Consider the following 14,675-nt stretch of genomic DNA (forward strand, 5'->3'; position numbering starts at 1 on the left):
AAATTTAACTCAACAAAAAACCTCGCGATTGCGAGGTTTTAATATGTATAATGGAAATTCTCATTTGTTAGGAATGATCAAATTTTGTCCCGGATGAATTATATCTGGATTTTTAAGTTTATCAGTGTTTGCCTCAAAAATCTTTTTGTACTTCATCGGGTCGCCATAATATTTCTTGGCAATCAAGCTTAACGATTCTCCTTTTTGAACTTCATGATGCGTATAAATACTGGTATCAGCCACCTTAATATCGGCCATGATATCTGATGGATTTTCTCCACCTACTTTTTTGATTTCATCCCACAGTTGGTCTTTATAATATTGATTATCTGCCGTGCCGTAAATCTCTAATTTACCGTTGTTGACTTTGACATCTCCACCTTTAATGTTTAGTTTTTCACCTAAGTCTAATACACTTTGATATTTTTCTTTTACCATAATAATAGTTGTTGTAGTTAAGTCTTAAAGGTATTAGATACGAGCAGTTAAACTGGTAACTTCATGCTAAATTCTAATCGTCAGCATCCTTAATTGTGGTGTAAACGTTGTTCACATCCTCATCCTCTTCCAACTTCTCAAGAAGTTTGTCCACGTCTTCTTGTTGCTCTGGAGTTAGTTCTTTCTGAACTGTAGGAATGTATTCAAAACCTGAGCTTAATATTTCTAGACCTAATTCCTCCAATCCATTTTGCATGGCTCCATAATTTTGGAACTCTGCATAGATCATGATTCCATCGACGCTATTGTCATCATCTTCATCTTTCTCGTCAAGGAACAATTCTTCAGCACCGTAATCGATAAGTTCCAATTCTAATTCTTCTAGGTCCTTTCCTTCGGCAGGAATGCGGAAATGGCATTTATGTTCAAACATAAATTCTACGGATCCACTGGTACCTAAACTACCGTCATATTTAGTGAAGTAACTGCGCACGTTTGCTACAGTACGGTTATTATTATCAGTAGATGTTTCTACAAGTACAGCAATACCGTGTGGTGCATAACCTTCAAATAAAACAGTTTCATAATTTTTAGTGTCTTTATCACTGGCTTTCTTAATTGCACGCTCCACATTTGCTTTAGGCATATTCACCGCCTTAGCATTCTGTATCACCGCTCTAAGTTTAGAATTAGAATCAGGGTCAGGTCCACCTTCTTTAACTGCAATGACAATATCTTTACCTATGCGTGTAAAGGCTTTAGACATGGCACTCCATCGTTTCATTTTACGCGCCTTGCGGAATTCAAATGCTCTTCCCATTTCTACTGTTTGATTTAAATGTGGCGTAAAATTAAGGTTCTGAATGATCTCTTGCAACCATAAAAAAACCGCCAATTGGCGGTTAACTTTTTACTCGACTATCACAACCAGCGGCTGTAAGTCCCCTCGTATGCGTTTATATAAATTCAACTGTTCTCTTGCTAGAATATCAGCCATCTCGTTGCCTTGTTCTACATATATAGATTCGAGGAATTCGTTTTTTTCAACTATAGTTAACCCTTGATCACCAACTATAATATCACGCCTTGCTATAAATTCACCATTCAATTTCTCGATTTGTAGTATTTGTTTTTCAGTCAAGGACAGTTCATCGTTCAATACTTGAGTGAGCATTTTAGCTTCCTCCATTTGACGGTCGTTAGGCTCAGGGGCAATATAGTCTTGAGCACTTAAAGCGCTGCTGGTCATTATTGTTAGTAGTAAAAGGATACGTTTCATGGGGTTTTATTTTGAAGATACACTATATGTAGGATATTACTTCTTAAGTTCTTTTTAAAATTTGAGATGAGTGAATAAAAAATCCCTTGTGTTGCCACAAGGGATTCTATTTAATTATATACAGTTACTCATCGCCAACTATGTGCTCGATAGCAGCGGCTAGTTTAAAATCCTTCTCCGTTAAACCTCCAACGTCATGCGTATTCAGGGTAATTTCTAAGGTATTGTAAACATTATGCCAGTCTGGATGATGTTCCATTTTTTCAGCCTCCATGGCAATCCTTGTCATTACTGAAAAGGCATCCATAAAGTTATCAAATTCAAATGTAGTGTGGATCGCATCATCATAATAATCCCATCCTTCTACTTTTTCCAAATGTTTTTCAATTTGGGCTTCGGTTAGTTTTTCCATTGTTACTTTTTATCGTCGCCGTCAAGCGCGTTCTTTACATTGCGTTTTGCCTCACCGTAAGCTTCCTTAGCTTTACCTTTAGCTTGATCTGCTTTTCCTTCTGCTTCTGTGGATTTATCGTCGGTCAGTTTTCCAAAACCTTCTTTCACTTTTCCTTTAGCTTGATCCATTTTTCCTTCTAGCTCTTTGTCGCTCATGATAGTTGTTTTTTAAGTTATGATTTAAAGTTAATACGCTTTCGCGAAAGCGATCAAAACAAAATCATAATCTTAATTAAAGGTTTGCCAACTCATCTTCTATATTTGTTACATGAGAAAGTTGCTCCTATTCATAATCCTGCCAGGCATTACCATCGCACAAACTACAGAAACTGATCTGACCCTTCATCTAAGGGAAATTCCTAGACAAAATCTTGCGATCGATTTAGGAATTGCGGAACCGATTGGTGATTATGGCAAAATTGCACGTTCAGGGTTATCGGTTGGGATTGCTTATGATTACTATTTCAGCAAAAATATAGGATTATCATTTTCAGGAAGGCATACTTATAATGAGACAGGGTTTACCATGCAACCCAATGGACCATCACCACAGAATGAATCTTCCACACAAATCACTGCTGGTTTTCTAGCAAGCAAAACTTTTAATAGATTCCAGATCGATGCGTTTGCACGAGCTGGAGTATCATTTCTTGATGTAAATGACAATGGATTTGCTAGTGACAATGATGATCGATTCCACTTAATTAATGAAGACACTAAAGATTCCAGTGCCACTCTTGATTTAGGACTTCGATTTAATTATTATTTCCGTCGCAGTGTGCAGTTGTATTTCTCACCGCAATTACAGACAACCATTGGAAAACCTTTAGTTTACGATACATCGTCAGAATTACTAAGTTCAAATCCTGGAGATCTCGTACTTACAAGAAGAGAATCAAACTTGAGCAATTTGTTGTTTACGGTTGGGGTCAAATTTGCTATAGGTCGTGAATACACGAACGGTGAACTGAGAGACGATAGCGAGCTCGACAATTAACAAAGGATTGGTATGCTGTTTTTTGTTTAGAGATTATCTTTAAACCTTAAACGGATTTAGATTGAAACTATACCAAATACACACACGTCAAGAATTGCCTATAAGCATTGATAAGGCTTGGGAATTTCTTACCAACCCCAATAACCTAAAGCTGTTGACTCCGCCAGAGATGGAGATGACTGTGCTCTATGGAACTGAGCGAGGGGTGTATCCAGGCCAGCTGATAGAATATAGTGTGAAGCCGCTACCCTTCTTGAAAACCAATTGGGTGACGCACATCACTCAAGTCGAGGATAAAAAATATTTTGTCGACGAGCAGATGTATGGGCCATATGCTACCTGGCATCACAAACACTTCATCAGCGAGATTTCAGGTGGGACATTGATGGAAGACATTGTGCACTATAGATTACCCTTAGGTCTTCTAGGAAAAATGGTTCAACCCTTTTTAGTGAAGCCTAAGCTGGAGGAGATATTCCGCTTTCGCGAAAGCGCACTTATCAAAAAATTTGGTATGTATACCGCGCCATCAAATCAAACCACATTAAAACAAGATATACTCAATTAACATGTCAAGAAATATACTACTCATAGGCGGAAGCCACGGAATCGGAAATGCAATCGTTCAACACCTGCATGAGGGAAATAATGTCTATGTTGCCTCAAGAGAGAATGAAAATTTACCAGATGGCGTAACTCACATCACTTTTGATGCGAGTACAGATTCAATAGACTTAGATCAATTGCCAGAGGCACTAGATGGTTTTGTGTATTGTCCAGGAAGCATCAATCTGAAGCCCTTCAAAATGTTGAAGCAAGAACAATTTGAGGAAGACATGAATATCAATTTTTTCTCATTAATTAAGGTAACACGTGATGTATTGCCATTATTAACTAAGAAAGAAAATAGCAGTATCGTTTTCTTTTCCACGGTTGCTGTGCAAACGGGAATGCCATTCCATACCAGCGTGGCAGCGGCTAAAGGCGCTATTGAAGGTTTTGCAAAAGCGTTAGCTGCAGAGTACGCCCCAACAGTTAGAGTAAATGTAATCGCTCCTTCCTTAGTAGATACACCTCTAGCTGGAAGATTGTTAAATAACGATGCCAAAAAAGAAAAGATGGGAGATCTTCACCCCTTAAAACGAGTTGGAACTGCTGATGATATTGCTGGTCTAGCCGTATATTTATTAGAGCAAAATGCGGGCTGGATGACTGGTCAAGTGTTGGGATTAGATGGTGGTAAATCTACTTTAGACTTAGGATAGTATGGCAGATCAGGTAAATGTATTTTGGTTCAGAAGGGATTTGCGATTGGATGACAATGTAGGCTTTTATGAAGCCTTATCGGGAGAGTTGCCTGTTTTACCTCTATTCATTTTTGATAAGGAGATTTTAGATAAATTACCCGAGGATGATGCCAGGGTAACTTTCATTTATGAAGAGTTGCAGCGCATGCGCAAAAAGCTTCAAGACGAGGTTGGCAGTTCTATCGCCATGTATTATGGTAAACCAGAAGACGTATGGAAACAAGTACTAAATGACCACGATGTAAATGCAGTTTTTACTAATAGGGATTATGAACCCTATGCGAAAGATCGAGATGACTCCATAGAAAAGCTCATAGGGGAGCATGACATAAAACTCCACACCTTTAAAGATCAAGTCATTTTTGAAAAAAGCGAAGTAGTCAAAAATGATGGTGATCCCTATGTGGTTTATACACCTTATAAAAATAAATGGCTGGAGCGATTCCAGGAAGAACATAAAGATGCAGACGGCCTGCGCATTTACTATACAAGTTCCATTTTAGAGAATTGCATTCAAAATTCCCGCCTGCCAAATCTTACCTTAAGTGATATGGGTTTCCAAAAATCCAGTATTGAGGTTCCCGAATATGATGTTACTCCTACCACTATTGAAGAATACGAGAACACCAGAAATTTTCCTGCAAAAGAAGGAACTACTCGTTTAGGGGCTTACTTAAGATTTGGGGTTGTCAGCCCTCGTAAAATGGTAAAAAAAGGATTGCAGTCTAAAAACCAGGTGTTTTTGTCTGAATTGATTTGGCGTGAATTTTTTATGCAAATCCTATTTCATTTTCCCGAAACCAAAGACAATGCTTTTAGATCAAAATATGATCGTATCGAATGGCGTAATAATGAGGATGAATTTGAAAAGTGGAAAACGGGAACAACTGGGTATAAGCTAGTAGATGCTGGAATGCGTGAGTTGAACACCACTGGTTATATGCACAATAGAGTACGCATGCTGGTTGCGAGCTTCTTGTGTAAACACTTACTTATTGACTGGCGATGGGGTGAAACCTATTTTGCAGAGAAACTATTGGATTATGAAATGTCCAGTAATGTAGGGAATTGGCAATGGGCTGCTGGAAGCGGTGTAGATGCAGCTCCTTATTTTAGAATCTTTAATCCTATTACTCAAAAAGATAAATTTGATAAAGATCGAACTTATATCAATGAGTACGTTCCTGAGCACGATTCTAAAGATTATCCAGATATGATGGTCAATCATAAAGAAGCTCGAGAGCGCTGTTTGAAAACCTATAAAGCTGCTGTATCTTAGCAGCTAAACTACAGTTTGATGAAATTTTCCGTTGCTTTATTAGCACTATTTGCTCTCAGCATTAGTTGTAAACAGAAATCTAAAATAATTGATCCTAAGGAGGTTACTACTAACTTTGAGAACAACCTCAATCCAATAGACTCTAATCAAACCGACTCACTGTCTGGAAATCTAGCAACAAATCAAAATCTAGAAAAAAGTTTGGAAGACGATGTGGTAGAGGACGAATTTATCTACTTACCCTTCAGTCCATCTAAGGTTATGAAGCGATTAGGGCTTTCAAAAGTTAATGAGGATCGCAGCGTGCAAACACTTTTAGCTTCGCCTCTGCGAGAATCAGATGCTTTAAGACCACATATAATAGAAACTGGTGATGGAACATTTGATACTTATATGTTATCAATTGATGGTTATGATTCCGTGGTTTTCTATTATGAAAGTGATGTCATCACGACTATTGAAGTGATAAGTTCCATCGGCGCACCTGCAGATATGATTGGTCCAGGTCTAGCTTATGAGAATATTAAAAGTACCTATGAAAACCCGATTGCTTACGGCAGCGAAATTGAGGCGCGTGTATATGTTCATTTAGACAGTTTAAGCATTAGATTAGCCACTAGTTATGGTATCCCAGAGCCTATAGAGATCGAGGATGATACTGAGATTTTATACATTGGTTTTTAAGAGTCTAAAGGTTTTAAACTAGCTTATTTTCAATAGTAGCGAAAACGTTATAGTTCTCAATTATAAAATTATAGTGTTGATAAATATTTATAACATATTGATATTCAGTTTTTTAAAAATAATTTATCTGGGTGAGTTTTTAGCCAAATAATCCCATTTATCATTTTGGCACGCTGGTTGATTCCTTAATAGTAAGCAAACAATGATGTTTGCAATTAACACCCTACTATTATGAAAAAGCTTTCTACCCTATTGGCAGTTTTGTTTCTTGGATTCGGGATTGCTCATGCAGAAAAAGTTGAGAGTGACGACCGCTACCGCGGTTATACAGATAACTTTATTTTTGTAGAAGATGGGATCGAATTTGCAGTCTTCCCTGACGGTCAATTTGATTTTAATTACCTGAACAATGGCCCTCAATTAAATGGCTATGTCGACTTAGGAAATGTCAACATCTCCTTCAACACAGGATTTGATTATGACCCATACGTACAATACGACCAGTATGGTGCCGTCATTCAGATTGAGAATACTCCTATTTATTACGACTCGTACGGTCGTGTGATCCAGGCAGGTGATGTATTTATCAATTACCGCAATGGTTATGTGAATCGCATCGGTAATTTATATGTACGGTACAGCCGTCCTGGAATCATATTAAACTATACCGGTTACATCAATGTTTTCAATAGACATTATGTGTATCAGCCTTGGCATAGATATTATGCAGCACCTTTTGTTGATCGTGTTGTAGTATATTCTACTCCTTACCGTGCCTATTATAACCCTATACGATTCTCTTATAATTATCATAGAACTTATTGGAATACACCTACATATTATAACGGGTGTTTTGCAAGTAACAGGGCAAGAAGATCCTTCTATAGACCTTATGACCATGTAGTTTATAACGATTATGAAAGAGGACGTAGAAATTCACGCGGTCGTGTAGAATCTATAGGTCGTAGAACGGAAAATTATAGAAAAGAGATTGCCACTGGTAGAAACTCTATCTCTAGAAGTAACAACAATCGATCTAATGGTCGCTTAGTATCTAACACGAGAAGTAGTGAGTCCAGAGGATATTCTAACAATAAGAATAATGCTTCAGGAATTGCTGGAAGATCTACAGATATGCGTAACAGCCGTCAAAACGATTCTCGAAGCAATGGTAGGTCAGATTCGGCTATCTCTGGAAGAAATTCGAACCAGCGTGGTATTGCTACCAATAATAGAAACTCCAGTGCGAATCAAAGATCATCCAGATCAACTGGTGGTGCAGTAGCTCAATCTAGAAAAGCGCAAACTTCTGATCGCAATGAGAATGCAAACAGATCTTATGGAAATACCCGTTCAAATAGCGGACGCAGTGTAGGTTCTCAAAGGGAAGCAACTCCTAGAAAAGAACAAAGCTCTAATAGAACAAGCCGAGCGCGAACGTCGCCGCAACGATCTCAAAGAGAACAAGCAGCGCCACAGCGCGCACAAAGTCAGCAATCAGCGCCTCAACGCTCACAGAGACAACAGTCTACTAGGCAACAACAGCGCACCAGTAGACCTGCAGCACAGAAGAGTGCTCCTAGTAGAAGATCAGAATCTTCAAGTAGATCCAGATCCTCTTCAAGTCGATCATCAGGTAGATCCAATGATCGTGGTCGCGGATAAGTAGAATTTTTGAATAAGCCAGGGAACGTCTTTCTTTTTAAGGAAGGCGTTTTCTTTTGCGTAAAAATGAATGTACAGCTTCATTAATCTCCTTAGATAATTTCAGTCGGTATACAATCAAACTAAATGCTGCTGTTATCAGAGAACTTTTTAAACCTATGTTGACCAAAACGTTCCAATGGAAATCCCAAGGATAAAATACAACCGTAAGGACTCCCATGACCAGTAAACTAATTCCTGTCTGCGAAGTCCAAGGATGGATCTTAAGTTTAAGCTGGACGTAGTACGCTTTCGCGAAAGCGTAAACCACATAAGATATACAAGTAGCCACTGCAGCACCTAACAAACCATAAGCTGGGATCAACCACATGTTCAAACCCCAAGCTACTAGTGCAAGTCCCAAGCCTAACCAAAGCGTGAATTGATAAAGATTAGTATTGTAGAGAATCGCATTATTACTACCCAACAGATTCTCTGTGAATTTAACCAAGCATATTAGAAACACCACAGGAATCGCCACCGCAAATTCCGCTGGAAGCAGCTGATAAAACTCGTTAACATTACATACGATTAGTACAAGTAAAAGTCCCGAGACGATAGTAAGATTCAGGGAGCTGCGTTTGTATAAATTTTCTACTTTATCCAGGTGACCCGCATTAAAATAACCCGCTGTTAAAGGGTGCATGATTTGAGCCATTCCTCTAGCTGGTATGGCAATAACTGTCGCGATAAATCCAGCAACCCCATAGTAGCTTATGTTTGCTATGTCCATATACTGGTTGAGCATGTTTTTATCTAAGTCAATCAGGGCGGTTCCTACACTACCCGCAACAACCATAAGTGTAGAATACCATAGCAACTCACGACCAGCTTCCAATTTATAAAAAACAAATTTAGGAGCATAAGTGCGCCATGCCAGAATGCCCATCAACAGCATGCGCAAAAAATAAATCAAAATCAGGCTTTGGATAAATTGTACCTGACTTATTATATCAAATACAACAAGTAACAATGCCACAGTTGCGGCAGCTCTATAAAATACCTCCTTTAAAAAGTTGCCTTCGATGGTTTTCAAATACACCTTTGTCCACGCATAAAATATTTCAAAATAAGCTTGAAAGACAGCAATCAAAAGAATGGGCCACAGATAGTCCCCTACCATAGGATTGGTAGTTGTAATAAGCATTTTCAAATCCTCATAAAACCAATAGACTAGACCAAAAATAGGTATCGCTCCTACTAACGGCCAAAACAGCATCTGGGTTAGAAAATTATTCCGTTGACGATCCGTTTCAAAAGTGCTGTAATATTTGACGATGGTGTTGTGAAGTCCAAATGACATTAATGGAAAAAGCAAAAACGAAGTACTTAGAATATAATTCCACAGTCCATAGTAATCATCACTCAAATACGCGGTTGCCAGTACTAAAACGTTGACCGCTCCTAGCACAAAGCCTATGCCTGTAATCACTAGATTCCAACTGCTATGCTTTATGACTATTCCCATCAGCTATTTAGAAGATCAACTAATTGTTGAGTCAATTGCTTTCTATGATACTTTGAGATATCACTAGAATTACCCTCTAACTTTTCTTTTTTATAGGATTGATAAAACTGCCTGATTTGTTGCTTTAGGTTTGCGCCATCATAGGTAAAATAATGTCCTGCATCGGTTTCTTTAAGTATTTGCTCTATGTCAGAATCTTCAGGGCCGATGCCGATAATAGGCCGACGACTCGCGAGGTATTCAAATAGTTTTCCTGGTATGATCGCCTTAGTCATCAAACTGTTTATTTCAATAAGTAATAACACCTGGCTTTCAAACATCAATTGAACTGCGTGATCATGATCCACATAACCCAGTAATTTCAAGTGCGAACCTAATCCAGCTACTTTAATAGAGGAAATAACTGTTTTACTCACGTTTCCGGCTAATTGCAATTCAAAATCTTGACTGAACTCTGGATCCTCTGTTACTAATTCGCTTAGCGTTTTCCACAACATCAATGGATCGCGATCTGCCAGCAAGGTCCCTATGTGGCTCAAGGTAAACTTGCCGTCAGGAGCCTTACTGCTATTAGTTTTCATATCATAACCATTAGTAATAACTGTAATGGACTTCTTTGTTTTATTAGAGAATTCTGCTTTAGTAGAAGGGCTTGTTACTATAATTTGATCAGCGGTTTGCAACACTTGTGTTTCTAGTTGCAAATGTTTTTTTGCAGCGGCTTTGGTCAGTTTCAAATCCTTGTGGTAACCTATAGTGGTCCATGGATCACGGAAATCTGCTAGCCATTTGATGTGGGACAAGGATGGGTGATTTTTAAGCCACAATCCAGTCAAGTGCACAGAATGTGGTGGTCCCGTAGTGATGAGGGTATCCGCTTTCGCGAAAGCGGAATCATTCTCAAGTCGTTGCATCACCTTGTCAGCCCATGCCTTACGTGCATCTGGGATAAACATATTCCCACGTATCCAAAGCAATATCTTTTCTAAAGCACCAGGAGACTTCTCTATGAAACCACGTTGCAGCTTTTTAGTTTTAGTTCCAAAAAGTTTCTTGAGCGCACGACTAGGCTCCTGGATGTGTACTTTAATCATGGTGATATCCTCTGGAATTTCTCCCATTAGAGAATCGTCAATACTGGGATAATCTGGATTCTCAGGAATCACTACATGAATGTCAAAATCATCTTTAGACAGGTACTTTACAAATTTCAACCATCGTTGTACTCCTGGCCCACCAGCGGGAGGCCAATAATAAGTGACAATAAAGATGTTTTTTTTCAATTATCGATTTTTACGATACCAAAACACAGCAGATCCTAAGATCAGCAACCCTAGTAGTATATTACTTGCCAGCATTACCGCGTTACCTGTGGCAACTACTTCAGGTTCAAAAGTAAAAACAATCTCGTGCTCTCCTGGAGACACGTTCAAACCTCTTAATGCATAGTTGACTTTAGCAATGGGAACCTCGTTACCATCAATGGTGGCTTTCCATCCATATGGATAATAAGCCTCAGAAAAAACGGTAAGCCCAGGTTGAGAACTAGTTGAGGTATATACTAGTTTCTCTGGTGAGAAACTCTCTAAAGTTATCGCGGCAGTACTGTCCTGAGCAATTTCACCTAGACCTATATAGTCTTTCTGATCTTGTTGAATGATCGCTAAATTTTTACCATCTAGCTTTTTTAATGCTAAGATTTCTTGGTCAGCGTTTGGTACTGTTTCTACCTTATTAACAAACCAAGCTGGACCTAAGTTTTCAGGATTCTCAGTGACTTGAACCTGCATCTCATCAGCCGTCAAGATATACTTCACGTTGAACATGTTAAGAATCTCGTGATTCTGCTCATTTATTCCCGGAATGAATGCGCCATTGTCCTCTCTCAGATAGAAGTCTGCGAGATCTTCAATGCGTTTAGGTTTTGCCCCATGGTACCCGCCTAATGATCTATGAAAGTAAGGACCGCGACCAGAGTTGAATGGATCTACTAGCAAATCATACACTCTATAGAAACCTTCATCCTCGCTAATAACTCGGTCAGCTGATGTAGGTAAAAAAGGCTGGTCATAATCTCTTGGGAAAACAAAATTGCTTTGCTCCAGTGGAGTATCTGAATAGGTAATAAAGTTTTGATCAAATCCGACTAGATCTACCAGTATCAATACTCCTAAAGCTACCAATATTAAATTTTCAGAGAACTTAGATTTCAAATACAGCCATAAAGCAGCGACTATCAATCCTACATAAAGCAAGGAGCGAAAAGCATCTGCTTGCATCACTTCAAATCGGTCTTGTCGCAAAGCATCTACGAATCGAGGACCCAATTGCTCACTATCCCGATAGGAATTATCATAGAGACCAGCAAAATCAAAAATTTGATTCCCAAATAGCGCTAGAATAAGTAGGACTGCGCCTAACCCAATTCCTGAAAATTTTAGTGCTTTGAATTTATCTTCCTTATCTCTAGCTCCATTGAATACCTGATACAATCCAACCATAGCCAAAATAGGTATACACAGCTCAATAATTACCTGAATAGAAGTAATCGCACGGAATTTGGAGTACAACGGCACATAGTCTACAAAGAACTGGGTAAGAAAATCAAGGTTTTTACCGTAGGATAATAAAAGCGCTACAATAGTAGCACCGACGGTCCACCATTTGAGTCTTCCTTTAATTAGAAATAGCGCCAAAACAGCTAGGAAAAATACAGTGATACCTATGTAAGCTGGTGCTTCTACAATTGGTTGAGCACCCCAATAAAGAGGAACACTTTGCTGAACAAATTCTAAGGCTTCTGATTTAGGAGCTCCATAAGTGTCCATGATGAATTGAACAGTATTGGAATCTTCATCTGGACGTGCTCCGCTCCCACCGCCAGCAAATCTTGGAATGATCAGATTCCAGCTTTCTGCAATACCATAGCTGTATTGAGTGATATAGTCGTAGTCTAATCCGTTTGTGGATTCCACGTTTCCGCCTTGAGCGTTTATAGTGAGTTCTGAAGGTCCACGTGTACTTTCCTTGCTGTATTCTTGTGTGGCTAACAAATTACCAGCATTCGTTCCTAATGCTAACAAGACAGCAGCAATCATGATTCCTACTGCTTTGAAATAGTGTGGTAAGACACCTCGTTTTACAGCGTCAATAAAGTAAGCGATCCCCATCACAACAGCTGCAATAAGCAGGTAATACGTCATTTGTGGATGATTAGCTTGAAGTTCCAGGGCCATTGCAACCGCGGTTAAGATACCTCCCCACAGGTATTTTCTTTGAAATACTAGAATAAGTCCACTTAAGACTAATGGGAAATATGCAATGGCATGCGCTTTCGCATTATGTCCCACTCCTAAAATGATCACTAAATAAGTCGAAAAACCAAACGCGAAAGCACCTAATAGAGCTATTTTCCAGTTGACACGCAACACTAGCATGAGAATGTAAAAACTGAAAAAATAAAGAAATAGGTAGTCCGCTGGTCTAGGTAGGAATCGGATGGTGCGATCCAGTTGATCTATAAAATCATATTCATAGCGTGCCCCTAATTGGTAAGTAGGCATTCCACCAAATGCTGCATCAGTCCAGTAAATTTCTTCACCGGTAGTTTCTCTATTTTCAATAAGTTGCCGGGCATTACCCTTGTACTGTACGATATCATTTTGATACAATTTTTTACCGCTAAGAACTGGGAAGAAATAGGCTAAGGAAGCAATGATGAAAATCAATAGCACCACAATATGCGGAGCAATTTTTTTAAATGAAATGCGCATTAAAAAGTCAGAATGGTTTGAAATCGAAAATTAATCAATTTCTTCATAGTCGACGTACTCGCCTACTGTTTTCTTAGGATTCTTTTGTCTAGAAGTAGACTTTGAATTAGGAGTATTTACTTGCGTTTTTCCGTTTGTAAAAGGACTGTCGCTAGACGTATTTTGTTGTTTATGGAACTGCTTTTGTACTCGTTGCATAGCCTTGCGTCCTGCCCATGATAGGATAGATTTACCATAATATTTGAGTAATAATCTAACGGCGAGATAAACACCAATAATAATAAGAATGGCCTGTAGTAATTTCAATGACTTATAATTTGCTATAAAATTAGTGTCCTACCCGTTTCATACTCTTTAATAAATCTTAAATTTGGTTTTCATTCGATCCTATGAAACTCAATAAACTAATCGTAATGCTGTGTTTTGCATTACTTGGTTCGCACCTCACGGCTTACGGACAGTATACAGAAACTATAAACACTAATAATCCAGGGCAATCACAAGGTGCCTTTTCAGTAGGTACAAATGTGATTCAGGTAGAAGGATCTGCTTTATATCGCAGTGAAGAGCACGATTTGCTGAATTACCAACGTGATATTAAAGGTCTAGCTTTTCAGATACGTTATGGTTTTTTACTAGAAGAATTAGAGCTCTCTTACTTTGGAACCTTTAATAGTGTTGATGAGACTGTGAATCAAGGTTTTGGACCTATTGAAAGTACTTTTTCAAATTTTTCTCGCAGTACGATAGGCGCAAAATATTTAATTTTTGATCCTATTAAAAAATGGGGAGAACGCAAGGTCAACTTATACAGCTACAAGGATAACCGCAGACTCAAATTAAGAGATTTAGTTCCTGCGGTTTCCATATTTGCAGGGGCTAATTTTGACTTTAGTGATGTCAATTCACTGACTCCACCCTCAGATTCTAAAATCTCTCCGCGTCTTGAGTTGATTACCCAAAACAATTTTGGACCTTGGGTATTTGTCACAAACATAATAGCTGACAGGGTCTCGACTGACTTTCCTTCTTATGAAGGCATATTTACACTCACCCATAGTATCAACTCAAAGTGGGCCGCATTTGGTGAGTTTCAAACTCTGATTTCTGATTTTTATAGCGATGATATAGCCCGCGCTGGCGGTGCCTATCTGATCAACCGCAACTGGCAAGTAGACGCAAGTGCCGCGGTAAATTTTAAGGATACACCTAGTTTTTACCAAGTGAATTTTGGCATGAGCTACCGCCTAGATTTTCATAAAGATCCAGTACCAGCTCAATAAACCTACCCTA

The 14,675-nt window shown here is 38.8% G+C and carries 16 protein-coding genes; 7 read left to right on the top strand and 9 right to left on the bottom strand.

Translation table 11 applies throughout. The features are described 5' to 3' along the window. Window positions 1-60: 60 nt before the first annotated feature. From NMS_RS11580 to NMS_RS11600, 5 genes are all read right to left on the bottom strand, one after another. Entirely contained in the window at window positions 61-438 is a 378-nt protein-coding gene (locus tag NMS_RS11580) for a LysM peptidoglycan-binding domain-containing protein (protein WP_173405825.1), read from the bottom strand. A 73-nt stretch (window positions 439-511) separates the two neighbouring features. Further along, entirely contained in the window at window positions 512-1,258 is a 747-nt protein-coding gene (locus NMS_RS11585) for a YebC/PmpR family DNA-binding transcriptional regulator (protein ID WP_041497704.1), read from the bottom strand. Window positions 1,259-1,348: 90 nt separating this feature from the next. Continuing rightward, window positions 1,349-1,717: a hypothetical protein gene (locus NMS_RS11590; protein ID WP_148311390.1), complete on the bottom strand. Its 369-nt coding sequence runs from the start codon at window positions 1,715-1,717 to the stop codon at window positions 1,349-1,351. A 124-nt stretch (window positions 1,718-1,841) separates the two neighbouring features. Next, window positions 1,842-2,129 carry a 4a-hydroxytetrahydrobiopterin dehydratase gene (locus NMS_RS11595; protein WP_041496921.1) on the bottom strand — a complete coding sequence of 96 codons (288 nt, stop codon included), beginning with the start codon at window positions 2,127-2,129 and terminating at the stop codon, window positions 1,842-1,844. Window positions 2,130-2,131: 2 nt separating this feature from the next. Then, window positions 2,132-2,326, bottom strand: coding sequence for a CsbD family protein (locus NMS_RS11600; protein WP_041496922.1), 195 nt, complete (start codon window positions 2,324-2,326; stop codon window positions 2,132-2,134). 112 nt (window positions 2,327-2,438) lie between these two features. On the opposite strand from NMS_RS11600, the gene NMS_RS11605 reads away from it, so the two are divergent. The 6 genes from NMS_RS11605 to NMS_RS11630 all read left to right on the top strand — a co-directional run bounded on the left by NMS_RS11605 (window position 2,439) and on the right by NMS_RS11630 (window position 8,102). Beyond that, complete coding sequence (locus NMS_RS11605; protein WP_041496924.1) at window positions 2,439-3,167, top strand: autotransporter outer membrane beta-barrel domain-containing protein; 729 nt, start codon at window positions 2,439-2,441, stop codon at window positions 3,165-3,167. A gap of 61 nt (window positions 3,168-3,228) precedes the next feature. Beyond that, the gene (locus NMS_RS11610) at window positions 3,229-3,735 is read left to right on the top strand and encodes an SRPBCC family protein (protein WP_041496925.1); all 507 of its coding nucleotides are present in this window, start codon (window positions 3,229-3,231) and stop codon (window positions 3,733-3,735) included. 1 nt (window position 3,736) lies between these two features. Beyond that, a complete protein-coding gene (locus NMS_RS11615) occupies window positions 3,737-4,432 on the top strand; it encodes an SDR family NAD(P)-dependent oxidoreductase (RefSeq protein ID WP_041496926.1) in 696 nt (231 codons plus the stop codon). Between the two features lies 1 nt (window position 4,433). Next, complete coding sequence (locus NMS_RS11620) at window positions 4,434-5,753, top strand: cryptochrome/photolyase family protein (RefSeq protein WP_041496928.1); 1,320 nt, start codon at window positions 4,434-4,436, stop codon at window positions 5,751-5,753. Between the two features lie 18 nt (window positions 5,754-5,771). Further along, the gene (locus NMS_RS11625; RefSeq protein ID WP_041496930.1) at window positions 5,772-6,437 is read left to right on the top strand and encodes a hypothetical protein; all 666 of its coding nucleotides are present in this window, start codon (window positions 5,772-5,774) and stop codon (window positions 6,435-6,437) included. A gap of 231 nt (window positions 6,438-6,668) precedes the next feature. Further along, window positions 6,669-8,102 carry a hypothetical protein gene (locus tag NMS_RS11630; protein WP_041496931.1) on the top strand — a complete coding sequence of 478 codons (1,434 nt, stop codon included), beginning with the start codon at window positions 6,669-6,671 and terminating at the stop codon, window positions 8,100-8,102. Window positions 8,103-8,139: 37 nt separating this feature from the next. On the opposite strand, the gene NMS_RS11635 is transcribed toward NMS_RS11630, so the two are convergent. The 4 genes from NMS_RS11635 to NMS_RS11650 are packed head-to-tail and all read right to left on the bottom strand — an operon-like array spanning window position 8,140 to window position 13,688. Continuing rightward, window positions 8,140-9,609: a polysaccharide biosynthesis C-terminal domain-containing protein gene (locus tag NMS_RS11635; RefSeq protein WP_041496932.1), complete on the bottom strand. Its 1,470-nt coding sequence runs from the start codon at window positions 9,607-9,609 to the stop codon at window positions 8,140-8,142. Then, window positions 9,609-10,892: a glycosyltransferase family protein gene (locus tag NMS_RS11640; protein WP_041496933.1), complete on the bottom strand. Its 1,284-nt coding sequence runs from the start codon at window positions 10,890-10,892 to the stop codon at window positions 9,609-9,611. The genes NMS_RS11635 and NMS_RS11640 overlap by 1 nt, the downstream gene beginning before the upstream one ends. Continuing rightward, complete coding sequence (locus tag NMS_RS11645) at window positions 10,893-13,382, bottom strand: YfhO family protein (RefSeq protein WP_041496935.1); 2,490 nt, start codon at window positions 13,380-13,382, stop codon at window positions 10,893-10,895. It abuts the gene before it with no gap. A gap of 30 nt (window positions 13,383-13,412) precedes the next feature. After that, a complete protein-coding gene (locus tag NMS_RS11650; protein WP_041496936.1) occupies window positions 13,413-13,688 on the bottom strand; it encodes a DUF4834 family protein in 276 nt (91 codons plus the stop codon). 83 nt (window positions 13,689-13,771) lie between these two features. Between NMS_RS11650 and NMS_RS11655 the strand changes: the two genes are divergently transcribed. Next, complete coding sequence (locus NMS_RS11655) at window positions 13,772-14,665, top strand: transporter (RefSeq protein ID WP_041496937.1); 894 nt, start codon at window positions 13,772-13,774, stop codon at window positions 14,663-14,665. The last annotated feature ends 10 nt before the right edge of the window (window positions 14,666-14,675 follow it).

This window comes from Nonlabens marinus S1-08 (assembly GCF_000831385.1).
Taxonomy (GTDB): domain Bacteria; phylum Bacteroidota; class Bacteroidia; order Flavobacteriales; family Flavobacteriaceae; genus Nonlabens; species Nonlabens marinus.

Excerpts from the sequence above, each read along its gene's own strand:
- NMS_RS11580 (WP_173405825.1), bottom strand. The coding sequence starts at position 438 with ATGGTAAAAGAAAAATATCAAAGTGTATTAGACTTAGGTGAAAAACTA.
- NMS_RS11585 (WP_041497704.1), bottom strand. The coding sequence starts at position 1,258 with ATGGGAAGAGCATTTGAATTCCGCAAGGCGCGTAAAATGAAACGATGG.
- NMS_RS11590 (WP_148311390.1), bottom strand. The coding sequence starts at position 1,717 with ATGAAACGTATCCTTTTACTACTAACAATAATGACCAGCAGCGCTTTA.
- NMS_RS11595 (WP_041496921.1), bottom strand. The coding sequence starts at position 2,129 with ATGGAAAAACTAACCGAAGCCCAAATTGAAAAACATTTGGAAAAAGTA.
- NMS_RS11600 (WP_041496922.1), bottom strand. The coding sequence starts at position 2,326 with ATGAGCGACAAAGAGCTAGAAGGAAAAATGGATCAAGCTAAAGGAAAA.
- NMS_RS11605 (WP_041496924.1), top strand. The coding sequence starts at position 2,439 with ATGAGAAAGTTGCTCCTATTCATAATCCTGCCAGGCATTACCATCGCA.
- NMS_RS11615 (WP_041496926.1), top strand. The coding sequence starts at position 3,737 with ATGTCAAGAAATATACTACTCATAGGCGGAAGCCACGGAATCGGAAAT.
- NMS_RS11620 (WP_041496928.1), top strand. The coding sequence starts at position 4,434 with ATGGCAGATCAGGTAAATGTATTTTGGTTCAGAAGGGATTTGCGATTG.
- NMS_RS11625 (WP_041496930.1), top strand. The coding sequence starts at position 5,772 with ATGAAATTTTCCGTTGCTTTATTAGCACTATTTGCTCTCAGCATTAGT.
- NMS_RS11630 (WP_041496931.1), top strand. The coding sequence starts at position 6,669 with ATGAAAAAGCTTTCTACCCTATTGGCAGTTTTGTTTCTTGGATTCGGG.
- NMS_RS11635 (WP_041496932.1), bottom strand. The coding sequence starts at position 9,609 with ATGGGAATAGTCATAAAGCATAGCAGTTGGAATCTAGTGATTACAGGC.
- NMS_RS11645 (WP_041496935.1), bottom strand. The coding sequence starts at position 13,382 with ATGCGCATTTCATTTAAAAAAATTGCTCCGCATATTGTGGTGCTATTG.
- NMS_RS11655 (WP_041496937.1), top strand. The coding sequence starts at position 13,772 with ATGAAACTCAATAAACTAATCGTAATGCTGTGTTTTGCATTACTTGGT.